Origin of the sequence: Acidovorax sp. FG27 (assembly GCF_040365715.1) — a bacterium.
Classification (GTDB): domain Bacteria; phylum Pseudomonadota; class Gammaproteobacteria; order Burkholderiales; family Burkholderiaceae_C; genus Paracidovorax.
On record NZ_BAABVY010000014.1, the window covers coordinates 136,315 to 152,900 of the forward strand.

Consider the following 16,586-nt stretch of genomic DNA (forward strand, 5'->3'; position numbering starts at 1 on the left):
GGAGGTTTTTTTGCGTTTGTGCGTTTATCGGGTCCTCGCGGTAGACCCGCCATCGTCACAAAGAACTCGTTACCTCCTACACAAATGGACACAAAATTTTTGGCATATTCCGCACCTCGCAATCCCTGCAATTGTTAACTGAACTGGCGCACGCCGCCGTCCCAAGCCTTCCATCGCTGCCATGACCCTCGACAACTGGATGATCCGTACCCAACTTCTGGCGGGCTTCGCTCTCGTTCTTCTCATTGCCTGCGTGGTGAGCCTGCTGGGCATCGCCAACCTGGCCAGCATGAACGACCGCACGGCCGAGATATCGAAGAAGGCGCTGCCCAGCGTGGCCGCCTCCGGGGCGATCAGCCGGCAGCTGTCCAGCCTGCGGATCGCCCGGCTCGGGCTCATCATGACCGGGCCCAATACGTCGATGGCGCAAGCCATCGCGCTGGTCGAGACCTCGATCGCCGGGCTGAACACGGCGGTGGATGCCGCGGCGCCGCTCTTCACCACCGCCGAGGAACGCGCCATCTACCAGGATCTGCGCACGCAGGTGGCCGCCTACACCTCCACCGCGCCGGAGCAGCTGCAGTTCGCCCGCGCCGGCAACATCGATGCCGTCAAGGGCATCTTCGTCGGCCCGGCCGCCGTGGCCTACCGCGCCGCCAACAAGGCGCTGGACGACCTCATCGCCATCAACAACAAGGGCAGCGACCAGGCGGGCGAGATGGCCACGCAGGTCTACCACCAGGGCCGCCTGCAGCTGCTGATCGGGCTGATCGCCATGGTCGCCGTGGGGGTGGCCGTCGCCTTCGTGCTGTCGGGCAGCCTGGCGCGCCGGGCACGCCTGTGCGGCGAGGCGGCCCAGCGCATGGCCGGCGGCGACCTGAGCCAGGGCCTGGCCGTGTCGGGCCGCGACGAGCTGGCGCAGATGCTGCAGGCGCTGGAGTCCATGCGCACGCAGCTGCGCGCCACGGTCGGCAACGTGCGGGAGAACGCCGAAGCGGTGGCGACCGCCAGCGCCGAGATCTCGCAGGGCAACCAGGACCTGAGCGGCCGCACCGAGAGCCAGGCCAGCGCGCTCGAGCAGACGGCGGCGTCCATGGAGGAGCTGGGCTCCACCGTGCAGCGCAACGCCGACAGCGCCCGCCAGGCCAACCAGCTGGCGCTGAACGCCGCCGCCGTGGCCACGCAGGGCGGCGTGGTGGTCGGCCAGGTGGTGGAGACCATGCGCGGCATCAACGATTCCTCGCGCCAGATCGCGGACATCATCCAGGTGATCGACAGCATCGCCTTCCAGACCAACATCCTGGCGCTGAACGCGGCCGTGGAGGCCGCCCGCGCCGGCGAGCAGGGGCGGGGCTTCGCCGTGGTGGCGAGCGAGGTGCGCAGCCTGGCGGGCCGGTCGGCCGACGCCGCCAAGGAAATCAAGGGCCTGATCGTGGCGAGCGTCGACCGGGTGTCCGCCGGCAACGCGCTGGTCGACCAGGCGGGCGCCACCATGAGCGAGATCGTCGAAGCCATCAACCGGGTCACGTCCATCGTGGGCGAGATCAGCGCGGCCAGCGTGGAGCAGGCATCGGGCGTCGCCCAGGTGGGCGAGGCCGTCACGCAGATGGACCAGGCCACCCAGCAGAACGCCGCGCTGGTCGAGGAAATGGCCGCCGCGGCCGGCAGCCTGAAGAAGCAGGCTGGCGACCTGGTGCAGGGCGTGTCGGCCTTCAAGCTGGGCGACGGCCGCGCCCACGCCGGCGCAGCGCCCGCCGCCACCGGGCATGTGCCGACGGCTGCCATCGCGGCGGGGCTCTCGCCACGGCTGGCGCTGGGCTAGGGACGCTCTGCGTGCGTCGATCGGGACGCGAGCGCCGTGGATCGGCAGCGAGGAGGGAACCGCTGCGGACGGCCCCGGTCGGAGACTGCGCGGGGCGCGGTGATCGTTCGGAGGCTCGCTGGAACCCGCCCGACCGGGGCCGCATCCCCCGTCCTACGCAGGGCCAGGAACTTCTGCTTTGGCACTCTCTCCAAGAGACTGCTAAAGTGTTTCGATGGAAGAAAGGATTTCTGGAATGACGCTTCAGTCTGGAACCGCTGCAACCGCCCTGGCCCCGGCCAACAGTTGGGCGCTGATCCCCCCGCTGGGCAATCTCGACGCCTACATCTCGGCCGTGAACCGCCTGCCGATGCTGACGGCCGACGAGGAGCGCACCTATGCCCGCCAGCTCAAGGAAGACGGCAACGTCGACGCGGCCGGCCGCCTGGTGATGTCGCACCTGCGCCTGGTGGTGTCCATCGCCCGCCAATACCTGGGCTACGGCCTGCCGCACGGCGACCTCATCCAGGAAGGCAACGTGGGCCTGATGAAGGCTGTCAAGCGCTTCGACCCCGACCAGAACGTGCGCCTGGTGAGCTATGCCATGCACTGGATCAAGGCCGAGATCCATGAATACGTGCTCAAGAACTGGCGAATGGTGAAGGTGGCCACCACCAAGAGCCAGCGCAAGCTGTTCTTCAACCTGCGCTCGATGAAGCAGGGCTTCAAGGCCGACGCCGCTGCGCAGGACGCCGGCACGCACCGCGACACCCTCTCCGACAAGGAGATCGATCTGGTCGCCGCGCAGCTGAACGTCAAGCGCGAGGAAGTCATCGAGATGGAAACGCGCCTTTCAGGTGGCGACGTGCTGCTCGACCCCGCGCCCGCCGACGACGGCGAGCAGGCTTTCGGCCCCATCGCCTACCTGGCCGACAAGGCGCACGAGCCCGCCGCCATGCTCGAGACCCGCCAGCGCGACGTGCTGGCGACCGACGGCATCGCTTCGGCCCTGGAGAGCCTGGACGAGCGCAGCCGCCGCATCGTGGAAGAGCGCTGGCTGAAGGTCAATGACGATGGCTCCGGCGGCATGACGCTGCACGAGCTGGCGGCGGTCTACGGCGTGAGCGCCGAGCGCATCCGCCAGATCGAGGTCGCCGCGATGAAGAAGATGAAGAAGTCGCTGGCAGAATTCGCCTGACGCCGCGGGCCCGGGCCGAGCGAAGGGCCATTCGCCCCGGCCTGGCCAGCCCCAAACCCCCATGAACGCAGCCTCCGGGCTGCGTTTTTCTTGGGCACGCCAGCGCGGCGTGCTGCCTGGCGGCACGGCGTTCGGTTGAAAATCCCCCCGCCACGGCCTTGCCCGCATCTCACGGGCACGATGCCCGCCCTCTGCCCCATCCAACCCACGGAGCCCGCCCCATGTACCGCCCCGACACCACCCGCCGGACCTGGCTCGCCGCCAGCCTGGCCGCAGCGGCCCTGCCCTTGTGCCTTGCCACCGCCGCCGCTGCCCAGACGCCTGCCGCGCCCGCCGCGGCCGCCGCCACCCCCGGCTGGCCCGCCAAACCGCTGCGCATCATCGTGGGCTTTCCGCCCGGCTCGTCGCCGGATCTGACGGCACGCACGTTCTCCGAACCCCTGTCGCACGCGCTGGGCCAGCCGGTGATCGTGGAAAACAAGGTCGGCGCGGGCGGCAACATCGGCGCCGACGCGGTGGCCAAGGCGACCGACGGCCACACCATCGGCCTCTTCATCAACGGCAACCTGACCATCGCCCGGCTGATCAACCCGCAGCTACCTTACGACCCGCGCAAGGATCTGGCGCCGCTCAGCCTGATCGGCGTGTCGCCCCTGGTGCTGACGGCCCCCGCCAGCCAGCCCGACGTGCCGGCCGGCGCGGACGGCCGGGCCTTCCTCGACGCCGCGCGCCGTGCGGGCGACCGCTGGAGCTACGGCACGCCGGGCGTGGGCACGGTGGGCCACCTGGGTACGGAACTGCTCAAGGCGCGGGCCGGCATCGCGCCCGTGCACGTGCCCTACCCTGGCTACCCGCAGGTGGCCACCGGCATGCTGGGCGGCCAGCTGCAGATGGCGCTGCTGCCGCCCGCGCTGGCGGTGGCGCAGGAGCGCACCGGCAAGCTGCGGCTGATCGGCGTGACCTCGTCCGGCCGCAGCGCGCTGGTGCCCGGCGTGCCCAGCATGGCCGAGGTGGGGGTGAAGGATCTCAACCTGGAGATCTGGAATGCCTTCGCCGCGCCCGCCGGCATGCCGGCGCCGGTGCGCGCGCGCCTGGCCGGCCTGCTGGCCGAGATCGCCCGCTCGCCCGACGTGCGCGCCAAGCTGTTCCAGCAGGGTTGGCAGACGGTGGGCTCGTCGCCGGAGGGCCTGGCCAACCGCATCGAGGCCGACACGGCCACGCTGGGCCGCGTCATCCGCGAGCAGGGCATTCGCGCAGAGTAGAGGGGGGCCTGACGCCGGCGCTGCACCCGGCCGGCAGGCCGGGGATTGACGCAGGTCAATGCCCGCCCGGGCAGCCACCGGCAGACTTGGCGGCAACCGGCGTGCGGACACGACACCTGTGCCCGCCCGACGCTGCCCCTTGGCAGACGCTATTATTTACATAGCACCATGCGCTTGATGGACGGGCGCCAGAGGCCCATTTGACCCTAGAAACCCACCCTGCCACGACTCCGGCCGCGCCCACCCGCAAGGCCTGCCCCGACTGTGCCTGCCGCACGCACTGCCTGCTGGGGCGGCAGGCGGCGGCGGTGCGTGCGGCCTGGGAGCCGCATGTGCGCGAGCGGCGCTTTCGCAAGGGCGAGGTGCTGCAGCGGCAGGGCCATGTGCCGGCGACGATGCAGGTGGTGAAGGTGGGCACCGTGCTGCTGCAGCGCCGCGCGGCCGACGGGGTCGACCGTCCGGTCGGCATGGCGGGCTGCGGCCAGGCGATGGGCACCTCGGCGCTGCTGCGGCGGCCGGCCGATCTGTCGTGCGTGGCGGTGGCGCCCGGCCGCCTGTGCGAGATCGACGTGGCGCGGCTGGAGCAAGGCGGGCTGTTGGGAACGGACTTCTTCCGCGATCTGGCGCTGGACCAGTGGCGGGGGCAGGCGCTGCTGGCCGACTGGGCGCGCATCCTGCACGTGCGGGGTTCGGCCGGCCAGCTGGCCGGCGCGCTGCTGCTGCTGGCGGACCTGCAGCGCAGCTGCCTGGTGCGCCTGCCCAGCCATTCGGTGCTGGCGGGCCTGCTGTTCACCACCCGCGAGACGGTCGCCCGCGGCGTGGCGCTGCTGACGCGCGAGGGCGGGCTGGTCCGGCACGACCGGTGGCACGGCGAGATCGTGCGCGGGCGCCTGACCGAGCTGGCCCGGGGGTCGCAGCCCGGCGCCCCGCGTCAGGCGGGCTTGGCCGGCTCGCCCAGCAGCGCCTGCACGTCGGCCGCCAGCGCCTGCGCGCCGCTGCCGTAGCGGTTGTACACGCGCAGCCGGCCCTGCGGGTCGTAGACGTAGCTGCCGGCGGAGTGGTCCAGCGTGTAGCTGGTGGGCGTCTGGCCGTCCACCTTCTTGTAGTAAACCTTGAAGTCCTTGGCGACGGCGGCCAGCTGCTCGGGCGAGCCCCGCAGCGCGAGGAAGCCGGGGTCGAAATTGGCCATGTAGGCGCGCAGCACCTCGGGCGTGTCGCGCTCCGGATCGACGGTGATGAAGATGCCCTGCAGGCGCTCGCCCTGGGCGCCCAGCGATCGCTTGACCTCGGCCAGCTCCACCATCGAGGTGGGGCACACGTCGGGGCACTGCGTGTAGCCGAAGAACACCACCACCACCTTGCCGGCGAAGTCCTTCAGGCTGCGCATCTGACCGTTCTGGTCGGGCAGCTGGAAGTCGCGGGCGTATTCGGCGCCGGTGACGTCCACGCCCCGGAACACAGTCTTCGGCTCCGGCTTGGAACAGGCAGCCAGCAGGCCAGCAGCCACCGTGTACAGGGCGCCGGCCGCTATCAATCGGAGAGCATTGCGTTTTTTCATGGGTCAGAAGGTGTGAATGAATCCGGCGCGCCCGAGCGGGCCGCACAAACGCGTCCCGTCAAGGCGCAAAGCGCAGCCATAGCTCGGGCTATGGCGAGCATTTGCAACGCCGAAGGGGCGTGTTTTTGCGGTACGAGGGGGCATGACGGGTTCGTTCACACCTTCTTAGAGCACGTAGTGGTCCACCAGCAGCGCCGCGAACAGCAGGCTGAGGTGGATCAGCGAGAAGCGGAAGGTCTTGCGCGCCAGCGCGTCGGAGTAGTTGCGCCACAGCGCAAAGCCGTAGCCGCAGAAGCCCAGGCTCAGCACCACGGCGGCGGCCAGGTAGATCCAGGAGCTCATGCCGTAGACGAAGGGCATCAGGCAGCCCGCGAACAGGATCAGCGTGTAGAGGAAGACCTGCAGGCGCGTGAACTCGTTGCCGTGGGTGACGGGCAGCATGGGCAGGCCGGCGCGGCGGTAGTCCTCCACCCGGTAGAGTGCCAGTGCCCAGAAGTGCGGCGGCGTCCACAGGAAGATGATGAGAAAGAGGATCAGCGCCTCGGGACTGACTTCGCCCGTCATCGCGGCCCAGCCCAGCACCGGCGGCATGGCGCCCGAGGCGCCGCCGATGACGATGTTCTGCGGCGTGAGCGGCTTGAGCACCACGGTGTAGATCACCGCATAGCCCACGAAGGTGGCGAAGGTGAGCCACATGGTGAGCGGGTTGACCAGGACGTAGAGCAGCGCGGAGCCCGCCGCGCAGAGCACGGCCGAGAAGAGGAGCGTCTGCGTGTTCGACAGCTCGCCCTTGGCCGTGGGGCGCCAGGCCGTGCGCTTCATGCGCGCGTCGATGCCCTGCTCCACCACGCAATTGAATGCCGCGGCCGCGCCCGCCACCAGCCAGATGCCGGCCGAGGCCAGCGCCATGCGCGCCCACTGCCCGCCGTCCGGGAGGCCGGGCACGGCCAGCACCATGCCGATGAAGGCGCAGAACACGATGAGCTGCACGACGCGCGGCTTGGTCAGCGCGTAGAACTGCGACCAGCGCGACGTCAGGGTGATCGCCGGCGGCGCGGCGGGCGCGGGGGCGGGGGCTGCACTCATGCGGAAGCTCTCGATGCGGGGGCGGACGCGGCGGTCCGCCCGGGCGCGGTGTGCGCGCCGGGGGGTGAAGGAAGATCGGTGGCGAAGGCGCCGTGGCTGCGGCTGGCGCTCAGCGCCCAGGTCAGCACCACGATCAGCGCGGCGGCGCCCCCTGTGTGCAGCACGGCGGCCACCAGGGGCCAGTCCAGCACCACGTTGGACAGGCCCGTGGCGAACTGCAGCAGCGACAGCCCCGCCAGCCAGCGGGCGGGCGCCTGCAGCACCTGCTCGCGCCGCAGGCGCCAGACCAGCAGCGCCAGCGCGGCCAGCACGACATAGGCGGCGAGCCGGTGGATGTAATGGATGGCGGTCAGGCCCGCGAAGCTGATGCTGGTGCCGTCCTGCAGCAGCCCCAGCGGGCGCCAGACCTGGAAGGCGTGGGCGAAGTCCATCTCGGGCCACCAGCTGCCCTGGCAGGTCGGGAAGGTGGTGCAGGCCAGCACGGCGTAGTTGGTGCTGACCCAGCCGCCCAGCACCACCTGGAGGGACACCAGTGCCAGCGTGGCCCACAGCAGCCGGCGCAGCGCGGGCCGCAGCGTCGCGGGCGACGTGCCCAGCGCGGCCTGCGTCTGCCGCACGGCCTGCACGCAGAGCAGGGCCAGCAGCACCAGGCCGCCGATCAGGTGCAGCGTGACGATGGCCGGGAAGAGCTTCATCGTGACCGTGAGCGCACCGAAGGCGCCTTGCAGGCACACCCAGACGAGCGTGGCCGTGGGCCACCAGGGGCTGAGCGGCGGTGGCGGCGGCCCGCCCGGGCGGCGGGAAGCGCGCAGCTGCCGCCACGCCCCGACGGTGAGCGCGATGATGAGCACGCCCACGCCGGTGGCGAGGTAGCGGTGGATCATCTCCACCCAGGCCTTGCCGTGGGTGACCGGGCCGGTAGGCATGGCCTGCTGGGCGGCCGAGATTTCCGCGTGCGCTCCCACCGGGCTGGCGTTGCCGTAGCAGCCCGGCCAGTCGGGGCAGCCCAGGCCCGAATCGGTCAGCCGCGTGAAGGCGCCGAACAGCACCAGATCGAAGGTGAGGAACAGCGTGAGCACGGTGAGCGCCTGCAGCCGGCGCAGCGGCGTGCTGCGGCGGTTGCGCAGCCACACCCAGGCGAGCGGCCCCAGCGCGATGGCCGCGCCCAGCAGCATCAGGCGCAGGAGCGGCGCCAGGTCGTAGAGCGGCTGGGTGTCGGTCATGGGCGGGCGGCCTCCGCGCGGCCGGCCTGGTCCCACGAGGACGATGCGCGCAGCAGGCGGTCGAGGTCGCGTTTGGCCTTGGCGGCGCCGGCGCGGTCCATGCCGGCGGGAAAGCGCATCATCCAGTGGCCCATGGGGTCGACCACATAGAGGTGGTCGGCCAGCGCCTGGCCCGGCGCGGGTGCCAGCCACTGCGCCAGCGCGGCCGGGTCGGCGCGCAGCACCGTCGCGGTCTGCAGGCCGGGGGCGATGTCGGCCGGCACGGGCGCGGCGTCGGACACCAGCCAGACCCAGTCCATGCGGTCTTTCTCTTTGCCCAGGCTTTCGCGCAGCTGGCGCTGCAGGTAGAGGTGGTTGCGGCAGGCCTCGGCGCAGGCGCCCGGCGCCACGCTCACGATCAGCCACTGCCCCTTGAGCTGGCCCAGCACGCCGCCGGGGCGGCCGTCCAGCGTGGCGACGGGCGACTGCTCCGGCACGGCGCGCTGGGGTTCGATCAGTTCGCCGTAGTTGCGGCGGCCGTCGGGCCGCAGCACGTAATAGGTGAAGTACGAAGCGACGACCGGCGCCGCGCAGACGAGCATCACGCCGATCATCTTCCAGCGGCCGCTGCGCGACTGCTCCGCCTCGTCCAGCGCCGCCGCCGTGCCCGGCAGGCTGTGCACGGTCAGCCCGAGCGGGTGCGCTTCGCCCGCCGCCTCAGGCGCGGGCGGATGGCTCGCCGCGTGGGCGAAGGAAGCGTCGGACGATTTGGAACCAGACATAGAGGATCACCACCAGGCCGCTGAGCCCGAACCATTGGAATGCGTAGCCGTAATGCTTGGCGACGCCGCTGTCGATGGCGGGCCAGTCGCGCCGCAGCCCTTGCGGGCCGGCATCGTCGCCTGCGCCGGTCTGCCACAGCGAAAGCGGCGCCAGCACCAGGCGGTGTTCGGCGCCGTAGGCGGCCAGGTCCAGATTTTGCCGGATGCGGGAAGACCCCTCGGCCGCGCCGGCTCCGCCCGGCTCGTACAGGCGCGAGGGCGCAGGCGCGATGCGGCCGGTGACCTCGACCTCCCCGGCGGGCGTGGGCACGTCGGGCAGGCGGGTACGGTCCTGGAAATCACGCGGCACCCAGCCGCGCTGCACGACCACAGCGGTGGCGGGGTCGCCGGCCAGGCGCAGCGGCGTCAGCACGAAGAAACCCGGGCGCCCCTGCATCTGGCGGTTGTCGAGGAACACGGTGGCGCCCGCCACCCACTGGCCGCGCAGCACGGCGGTGCGGTGCAGCAGCGGCTGGAGGGCGGCCACCTGGCCGTCGCCAGCGCCAGCGCCTGGTGCCGCAGGCGCGGCTGCCGCCACGGCCGCGATGGCCGCCGCGCCGACCGGGGGCTGCGCGGCGCGCTCGTCCATGGCGGCTTGCAGCGCCTCCTTCTGCGCCGCGCGCGAGAGCTGCCAGCGGCCGAGCGAAGCGGTCACCACGACGGCGGCGAGAGCGGCCACGGCGATGAGCCAGAAGCGCGCGCCGAACCGTGCGCCCCCTGTGCGTTGGGGGGCGTTCACGGGATAATGCCCTGCATGCGATACGTAGTGGTGCTGGCTTTTCTCGGCATTCTGGCGAGCCTCGGTTCGGCGTTGTTCTTCATGATGCGCAACGGCCGGGACGACAAGACGCGCGGCGGCCGCATGGCCGGGGCGCTGGCGCTGCGCGTGGCGTTGTCGATTGTGCTCTTCCTCAGCCTGATCGCGGCCTGGAAGCTGGGCTACATCCAGCCCACCGGGCTGCCGGCGTCGCCCCGCTGAAACGGGCCCGCGGGCAGCTCGCGCCTCGGCGTCCGCACCATCGAAAAAAGCGCCTCGCGGCGCTTTCTTCGATGGGTGTGACGGTGGCTCAGAACCAGTACACCAGCACGTACAGGCCCAGCCACACCACGTCCACGAAGTGCCAGTACCAGGCCGCGCCCTCGAAGCCGAAGTGGCGCTCGGCCGTGAAGTGGCCCTTTTGCAGCCGCAGCGTGATGAACAGCAGCATCAGCATGCCGATGAACACGTGGAAGCCGTGAAAGCCGGTCAGCATGAAGAAGGTGGAGCCGAACACGCCCGAGTTGAGCTTCAGGTTCAGGTCGTTGTAGAGGTGGTAGTACTCGTAGCCCTGCACGCACAGGAACACGAAGCCCAGCAGGACGGTGGCCCACATGAAGGCGACGGTGCGGGCGCGGTGGCCTTCCCGCAGCGCGTGGTGGGCGATGGTGAGCGTCACGCCAGAGGTCAGCAGCAGCGCGGTGTTGATGGTGGGCAGCCAGAACGGGCCCACGGTCTGGAACGGCTCGACGATGCCGGCAGGCGACGCGGTGGCGCCGGCCGCCATGCTGGGCCAGACGGCCTTGAAGTCGGGCCAGAGCAAGGCATTGTCCAGGCTGCCCAAAGCCGGTACCGAGTGCGCGCGCGCCCACCAGAGGGCCGTGAAGAACGCGCCGAAGAACATCACCTCAGAGAAGATGAACCAGCTCATGCTCCAGCGGTACGAGAGATCGATCTTGTGCCCGTAGAGGCCCGCCTCGCTCTCGTGCACCGAGTCGCGGAACCACTGGTAGAGCACGAAGAGCCACCAGACCAGGCCGAGGGCCAGCGAATACTTGCCCCACTCGTGGCCGTTGATCCACTGGGCGGCGCCCAGGATCACGAAGAACAGCCCCGCCGCCGCCAGCACGGGGTGGCGTGACTCGGCGGGCACGTAGTAATACGGCGTGGCGGGCGTCGCGGGCGTGGTGCCGTGGGTGGATGCGCTCATGTCAGCTCCTCAGTCTCGAATCGTTGTTGTTGGACCTGCCACAGGTCTTCTGGAAGATGCGTGCCGGGTTGCCAGGTGAGCGGCGGGCGGCGGGCGGCGGGCGGCGAAAGGGCCAGTCACCGTCATGCCCGCACCACCCAGTTGACCAGCAGGATCAGCAGCCCCACCAGCAGGAACACCGCCAGCAGGCCGACGATGAAAAGGTGCACGGGGTTGATCTTCTGCAGGTCCTCTTCGTACTCGGCGCCCTTGCGCAGCCCGATGAGCGACCACGCCACCGCCCGGATGGTGCGCGGCAGCGAACCGCTGCGGCGTGCGGCGCTGGGGGGAGGCGACGGGCGCTGCTCGTTCATCGCGCATCGCTCATGAGCCCGCCGGATGGGCCGTGACGGGCAGGGCCGCGGTGGATTCAGGCGCGGGTGGCGTCTTGCCGCCCACCTCGAAGAAGGTGTAGGACAGCGTGATGGTGGTCACGTCCTTGGAGAGCTTGGGGTCGATGACGAAGGCCACCGGCCACTCCTTCTTCTCGCCCGGCTCCAGCGTGTACTGGTTGAAGCAGAAGCACTCCAGCTTGTTGAAATGCGCGGCGGCCTGGCGCGGCGCATAGCTGGGAATGGCCTGGGCGGCCATGCGGCGGTTCTGGATGTTCTGGAACTCGTACATCACGGTGGTCAGCTCGCCCGGATGCACACGGATCGACCGCTGCGCGGGCTTGAAGTCCCACGGGCCTCGCGCGTTGGCATCGAATTCCACCGTGATGGTGCGGCTGGTGTCCACCTGGCTGTTGGCGGGCACCTTCACGTCGCGCCCGGCTGCGCCGTTGCCCGGCACCTGGCGCTCGGACAACGACAGGATGTTGATACCGGTCATCTCGCAGATGTGCTTGTAGATGGGGATGAGCACGTAGCCGAACGCGAACATGCCGGCCGAGATCACGGCCAGCTTGCCCACCATCTTGAAGTTTTCGCGGCGCAGGCTCACCGAACCGCCCCTTCTTCGCACGCGAGGGAACCCGTCAGGGGCACCCACGCAGCCTCCTGCGCCCGACGGCCGCGGAGCTGGCCACGCCAGCAGACGCCGTGGAACCGGCTTCGCCGGGCCAAGGGCGTCGTCCCCCTGCAGGCGGAAGGCGCGCAGCGACTCAGGGGGTGCGTCATTGCAACCACGTCATCTTGACCATGAAGCCGATGAAGAACGCGACCGCGATCGACGCCAGGATGAGCCCCATGCGCAGGTTGGACTTCTTCTGTTCGGGCGTTGCCATGTGCGTTGCTTCCGCGATCAGCCGATGACGCGCGTGGCCGAGGAGTCGAGCTTGGGCGGCGTTTCGTACGTGTGGAACGGCGCGGGCGACGGCACTTCCCACTCCAGGCCCTCGGCCGCTTCCCATGGGCGCTGCGGCGCGGGCTCGCCCTTGCCGCGCATGGCGGGCAGCACCACGGCCACGAAGAAGTACACCTGCATCAGCCCGAAACCGAACGCGCCGATGGACGCCACCATGTTGAAGTCGGCGAACTGCATGGGGTAGTCGGCATAGCGGCGAGGCATGCCGGCCAGGCCCAGGAAGTGCATCGGGAAGAAGGTGATGTTGAAGGTGATGAGCGAGCCCCAGAAGTGGATCTGGCCACGGCGCTCGGAATACATCACGCCCGTCCACTTCGGTGCCCAGTAGTAGTAGGCCGCGAACATGGAAAAGAGCGAGCCCGCCACCAGCACGTAATGGAAGTGGGCCACCACGTAGTAGGTGTCCTGCAGCTGGATGTCGATGGGCGCCATCGACAGGATCAGCCCCGTGAAGCCGCCCATGGTGAACACGAAGATGAAGCCCACGGCGAACAGCATGGGCGTCTCGAAGGTCATGGAACCGCGCCACATGGTGGCGATCCAGTTGAAGATCTTCACGGCCGTGGGCACCGAGATCAGCATGGTCGCGTACATGAAGAACAGCTGGCCCGTGACCGGCATGCCCGTGGTGAACATGTGGTGCGCCCACACGATGAACGACAGGATGGCGATGGACGAAGTGGCATACACCATGGAGGCGTAGCCGAAGAGCTTCTTGCGGCTGAAGGCCGGCACGATCTGGCTGATGATGCCGAAGGCCGGCAGGATCATGATGTAGACCTCGGGGTGGCCGAAGAACCAGAAGATGTGCTGGTACATCACCGGGTCGCCGCCGCCGGCGGGGTTGAAAAAGCTGGTGCCGAAGTGGCGGTCCGTGAGCGTCATGGTGATGGCGCCGGCCAGCACGGGCATCACGGCGATCAGCAGGTAGGCGGTGATGAGCCAGGTCCAGACGAACATGGGCATCTTCATCAGCGTCATGCCCGGCGCGCGCATGTTCAGGATGGTGACGATGATGTTGATCGACCCCATGATCGACGAGGCGCCCAGGATGTGCATGGCGAAGATGCCGGCATCCATGGAGGGGCCCATCTGCAGCGTGAGCGGGGCATAGAGCGTCCAGCCCGCGGCCGGAGCGCCGCCCGGCATGAAGAACGACGACACGAGCGTGATGGCGGCCGGGATCATCAGCCAGAAGCTGAAGTTGTTCATGCGCGCGAAGGCCATGTCGGATGCGCCGATCTGTAGTGGGATCATCCAGTTCGCGAAGCCCACGAAGGCCGGCATGATGGCGCCAAACACCATGATGAGGCCGTGCATGGTGGTGAGCTGGTTGAAGAGCTCGGGGTTCACGATCTGCAGGCCGGGCTGGAACAGCTCGGCGCGGATCAGCAGCGCCAGCACACCGCCCACCATCAGCATGGTGAACGAGAACAGCAGGTACAGCGTGCCGATGTCCTTGTGGTTGGTGGCGAACACCCAGCGCCGCCAGCCGGTGGGCGTGGCGTGGTGATGGTGGTCGTCATGGCCGGCGTCGTGCGTGCCGGGGACGTGGCCGCCCACGGGTGCATGGTTGTCGATAACTGCGCTCATCTTGTTTTCCTCAATGCTGGGGGCGTGGGCGCTCGGCTCACTTGCCGCGCTGGGCCAGGACTTCGGCGGGCTGCACCAGCTGGCCGGTCTTGTTGGACCATGCGTTCTTCGTGTAGGTGGCCACGGCCGCCAGATCGGTGTCGCTCAGCTGCGCCCACGACGGCATGGCGCCGCCGGCCGCGCCCTTGAGCAGGATCTGGATCTGCTTGCTGTGGTCTTCGTCCTTGACGATGGCCGAGCCGTCCAGCGGCTTGATCGGGCCGGCGCCCTTGCCGTTCGCCTGGTGGCAGGCGGCGCAGTTGGCGGCATAGACCTTCTCGCCGCGCGGCAGCAGGGCCTCCAGCGTCCAGACCTTGGTGGGGTCGTCCAGCTTGGCGGCGGCCTTCTTCTTCTCGTCCGCCACCCATTGCGTGTAGTCGGCCGCGGAGACGACCTTCACGTGGATCGGCATGTAGGCATGCTCCTTGCCGCACAGCTCGGCGCACTGGCCGTAGTAGTCGCCCACCTTTTCGGCGCGGAACCAGGTGTCGCGCACGAAGCCGGGAATGGCGTCCTGCTTGATGCCGAAGGCCGGCACCATGAAGGCATGGATCACGTCGTTGGCGGTGGTGATGACGCGGATCTTCTTGCCGACCGGCACCACCAGCGGGTTGTCGACCTTGAAGAGGTAGTCGGGCGGCGCATCGGCCACCTTGCCGCTGTCGGACATCTGGCGGTGGCTGCTGTCGAGGGTGGAGATGAAGGCCAGGCCCTCGCCTTCGCCGGTGATGTAGTCGTAGCCCCACTTCCACTGGTAGCCGGTGGCCTTGATGGTGAGGTCGGCGTTGGTGGTGTCCTTCTGGGCGACCAGCACCTTGGTGGCGGGAAGCGCCATCAGGATCACGATGATGAAGGGCACGACCGTCCAGGCCACCTCGACCGCCACCGACTCGTGGAAGTTCGCGGGGCGGGCGCCACGCGACTTGCGGTGCTTCCAGATGGAATAGAACATCACCGCGAACACCCCGACGAAGATCACGGTGCAGATGACGAGCATCATCCAGTGCAGGTAGTGCTGTTCCTGGGCGATGCGCGTGACGGGCGGCGCCAGGTTGAGCTGACGCACCGCAGGCCCGCCGGGAAGGTCCTGCACCGCATGGGCCAGGGCACCCAGGCCCGCCGTGGACACCAGCAGCAAAGAAGCCAGCGTTTTGGAAATGCTCTTCATAGTTCTCACTTAACTTCCCTGCCTCGATTTGGACCCTTCCTTGCCGCGCCTGCGTGGGGTCAGGCTGCGCGCAAGGGCATGCGAACGTCTCGTGCCGGCACCCGGTACGCGGCCGCTGGCTGCGCCCACCGGGGGCCCGGCTCCACATGAAACCGGCTTGTCTCCATCCGAGGGCAAGCATGCCCACCCACGCTGACTAATGCAATACGCAATAGCCCGGGGACAGTGGCGTGGCGACGACGTAGGAACGCCCGGGGGCGCGATGCCGCCGGGCGGGTGGACGATCCGCTCGCGCGCGGGGTATGACCGGGCGCCGGACCGGATGCATCGCACCGTTGCGCCCCGCCGTGGGCGGCCTCGACGAGGGCCCCTCCGCGCGCGTGGAAAAGCAAAAATTGTAGCCCGGCCGGTTCCACGGCGCCGGCGCGGCGGCAGGCGAGCCCCGCGGCGAGGGGAGCGCGGGCTTCAGGCGCCCGGGCCGCGCCCGCCGTGCAGCATGGCGCGCATGTCCTGCAGCGACACCGCGCTGCTCTCGCTCACGCGCACCCGCGGGGCCGGCTTGAAGGCGTGGCCATAGACGATCTCGAAGGTGATCGCGAGCTGCCCGCCCTGGGCCGGGTCGGCCAGCTGGTCGGCCAGGGCCTGCTCCAGCCGCTGGCGCCAGCCGCGCCCGCGCAGGGCCGCAAAGCGCTGCGGGTGCAGGTTGCAGCCGAGGCCTCGCAGTTCCTCGAGCAGCCGCCCTGGCGTGGCGAAGGTGAGCGTGACCCGCTCCATGTCCATCACCGGCTCGGCGAAGCCGGCCTGCACCAGCATGTCGCCCCAGTCGTGCATGTCGGTCATGGCATGGCCGGCGGGCGGCCAGCCCAGGGCGGCATACACGCGATGCAGTTCCTGGACCGTGTCGGGCCCGAGGCAGGAGAACATCAGGTAGCCGTCGACCGCCAGGGCGCGGTGCCAGCGGGCGATCAGCGCCTGCGGGTCGGGCGCCATGTGCAGCGCCATGTTGGCCCAGAGCATCTGCACGCCGCCATCGGCCGGCACGCCCAGGCGCGGGGCTGGGGCCCTCCAGCGCGCCGGATTCCACCAGGGCGTGGCGAAATGCGCTTCGGCCAGCGCCTGGCCGCGGGGCGAAGAGGTCTCGGCCACGTAGCACTGCGCCTGCGGATAGCGCTGGCGCACCAGGGCATGGCCCTGCAGGCCACCGCGCATCGGGTCCCAGTCGCACCAGGACGCGGGCGGGCGGGTGATCCATTGCAGCCGGTCGTCCATGCGGCGGGCGATCTCCTCGTGCAGCCAGGGGGACTCGGTGGGCGCGTCGGCGTGCCAGCGGGCCGCGGCGACCGGGTCGATGGTGGGGGGCAGGGAGTCGGACATGGGAGCGCTGGCGCAGAGGACGGGGAGTGAACCCGCAGGGGGTGCGAAGGCCGTGTCGCCGGCCCGTGCGCACGAGTATATTGAGCCGATGCCCCCTTCGCCGCCCCAAGGGATAAGCCATGCCCGCCCCGCCTGGCGCCAGGCGCTGGCGTGGCTGGCCGCGCAGGCGTGGC

17 protein-coding genes are annotated in these 16,586 nt (G+C 69.7%); 5 read left to right on the top strand and 12 right to left on the bottom strand.

The features are described from left to right. Positions 1–181: 181 nt before the first annotated feature. The 4 genes from ABWV53_RS19360 (at position 182) to ABWV53_RS19375 (ending at position 5,265) form a co-directional block, all read left to right on the top strand. On the top strand, positions 182–1,822 hold the full coding sequence (locus ABWV53_RS19360) for a methyl-accepting chemotaxis protein (RefSeq protein ID WP_353367770.1): 1,641 nt from the start codon (positions 182–184) through the stop codon (positions 1,820–1,822). A 235-nt stretch (positions 1,823–2,057) separates the two neighbouring features. Next, positions 2,058–2,999 carry an RNA polymerase sigma factor RpoH gene (gene rpoH / locus ABWV53_RS19365; protein ID WP_353367771.1) on the top strand — a complete coding sequence of 314 codons (942 nt, stop codon included), beginning with the start codon at positions 2,058–2,060 and terminating at the stop codon, positions 2,997–2,999. A gap of 221 nt (positions 3,000–3,220) precedes the next feature. Continuing rightward, the gene (locus tag ABWV53_RS19370) at positions 3,221–4,261 is read left to right on the top strand and encodes a Bug family tripartite tricarboxylate transporter substrate binding protein (protein ID WP_353367772.1); all 1,041 of its coding nucleotides are present in this window, start codon (positions 3,221–3,223) and stop codon (positions 4,259–4,261) included. Between the two features lie 200 nt (positions 4,262–4,461). Beyond that, entirely contained in the window at positions 4,462–5,265 is an 804-nt protein-coding gene (locus ABWV53_RS19375; protein WP_353367773.1) for a Crp/Fnr family transcriptional regulator, read from the top strand. Here ABWV53_RS19375 and ABWV53_RS19380 read toward each other — a convergent pair. From ABWV53_RS19380 to ABWV53_RS19400, 5 genes are all read right to left on the bottom strand, one after another. Continuing rightward, positions 5,193–5,819, bottom strand: coding sequence for an SCO family protein (locus ABWV53_RS19380; RefSeq protein WP_353367774.1), 627 nt, complete (start codon positions 5,817–5,819; stop codon positions 5,193–5,195). The genes ABWV53_RS19375 and ABWV53_RS19380 overlap by 73 nt on opposite strands. A gap of 165 nt (positions 5,820–5,984) precedes the next feature. Next, complete coding sequence (gene cyoE / locus ABWV53_RS19385; protein WP_353367775.1) at positions 5,985–6,905, bottom strand: heme o synthase; 921 nt, start codon at positions 6,903–6,905, stop codon at positions 5,985–5,987. Continuing rightward, a complete protein-coding gene (locus tag ABWV53_RS19390) occupies positions 6,902–8,128 on the bottom strand; it encodes a COX15/CtaA family protein (RefSeq protein WP_353367776.1) in 1,227 nt (408 codons plus the stop codon). Before ABWV53_RS19390 ends, cyoE begins: the two co-directional genes overlap by 4 nt. Next, positions 8,125–8,889: an SCO family protein gene (locus ABWV53_RS19395; protein WP_353367777.1), complete on the bottom strand. Its 765-nt coding sequence runs from the start codon at positions 8,887–8,889 to the stop codon at positions 8,125–8,127. Before ABWV53_RS19395 ends, ABWV53_RS19390 begins: the two co-directional genes overlap by 4 nt. Next, complete coding sequence (locus tag ABWV53_RS19400) at positions 8,825–9,667, bottom strand: SURF1 family protein (protein WP_353367778.1); 843 nt, start codon at positions 9,665–9,667, stop codon at positions 8,825–8,827. The genes ABWV53_RS19395 and ABWV53_RS19400 overlap by 65 nt, the downstream gene beginning before the upstream one ends. A 15-nt stretch (positions 9,668–9,682) precedes the next feature. On the opposite strand from ABWV53_RS19400, the gene ABWV53_RS19405 reads away from it, so the two are divergent. Continuing rightward, positions 9,683–9,907 carry a twin transmembrane helix small protein gene (locus tag ABWV53_RS19405; protein ID WP_353367779.1) on the top strand — a complete coding sequence of 75 codons (225 nt, stop codon included), beginning with the start codon at positions 9,683–9,685 and terminating at the stop codon, positions 9,905–9,907. An 88-nt stretch (positions 9,908–9,995) separates the two neighbouring features. Here the strand turns inward: ABWV53_RS19405 and ABWV53_RS19410 are convergent, their stop codons facing one another. The 7 genes from ABWV53_RS19410 to ABWV53_RS19440 all read right to left on the bottom strand — a co-directional run bounded on the left by ABWV53_RS19410 (position 9,996) and on the right by ABWV53_RS19440 (position 16,413). Beyond that, the gene (locus ABWV53_RS19410; RefSeq protein ID WP_353367780.1) at positions 9,996–10,895 is read right to left on the bottom strand and encodes a cytochrome c oxidase subunit 3; all 900 of its coding nucleotides are present in this window, start codon (positions 10,893–10,895) and stop codon (positions 9,996–9,998) included. Positions 10,896–11,017: 122 nt separating this feature from the next. Next, complete coding sequence (locus ABWV53_RS19415) at positions 11,018–11,248, bottom strand: DUF2970 domain-containing protein (RefSeq protein WP_353367781.1); 231 nt, start codon at positions 11,246–11,248, stop codon at positions 11,018–11,020. A 10-nt stretch (positions 11,249–11,258) separates the two neighbouring features. Then, complete coding sequence (locus ABWV53_RS19420) at positions 11,259–11,876, bottom strand: cytochrome c oxidase assembly protein (protein WP_353367782.1); 618 nt, start codon at positions 11,874–11,876, stop codon at positions 11,259–11,261. A 172-nt stretch (positions 11,877–12,048) separates the two neighbouring features. Beyond that, positions 12,049–12,159 (bottom strand): cytochrome oxidase small assembly protein, encoded by a 111-nt coding sequence (locus ABWV53_RS19425; protein WP_353367783.1) that lies wholly within the window; start codon positions 12,157–12,159, stop codon positions 12,049–12,051. Positions 12,160–12,176: 17 nt separating this feature from the next. After that, positions 12,177–13,832 carry a cytochrome c oxidase subunit I gene (ctaD, locus tag ABWV53_RS19430; protein ID WP_353367784.1) on the bottom strand — a complete coding sequence of 552 codons (1,656 nt, stop codon included), beginning with the start codon at positions 13,830–13,832 and terminating at the stop codon, positions 12,177–12,179. 37 nt (positions 13,833–13,869) lie between these two features. Then, entirely contained in the window at positions 13,870–15,039 is a 1,170-nt protein-coding gene (gene coxB, locus ABWV53_RS19435) for a cytochrome c oxidase subunit II (RefSeq protein ID WP_353367785.1), read from the bottom strand. A gap of 465 nt (positions 15,040–15,504) precedes the next feature. Further along, positions 15,505–16,413 carry a class I SAM-dependent methyltransferase gene (locus ABWV53_RS19440; RefSeq protein ID WP_353367786.1) on the bottom strand — a complete coding sequence of 303 codons (909 nt, stop codon included), beginning with the start codon at positions 16,411–16,413 and terminating at the stop codon, positions 15,505–15,507. Positions 16,414–16,586 lie beyond the last annotated feature (173 nt).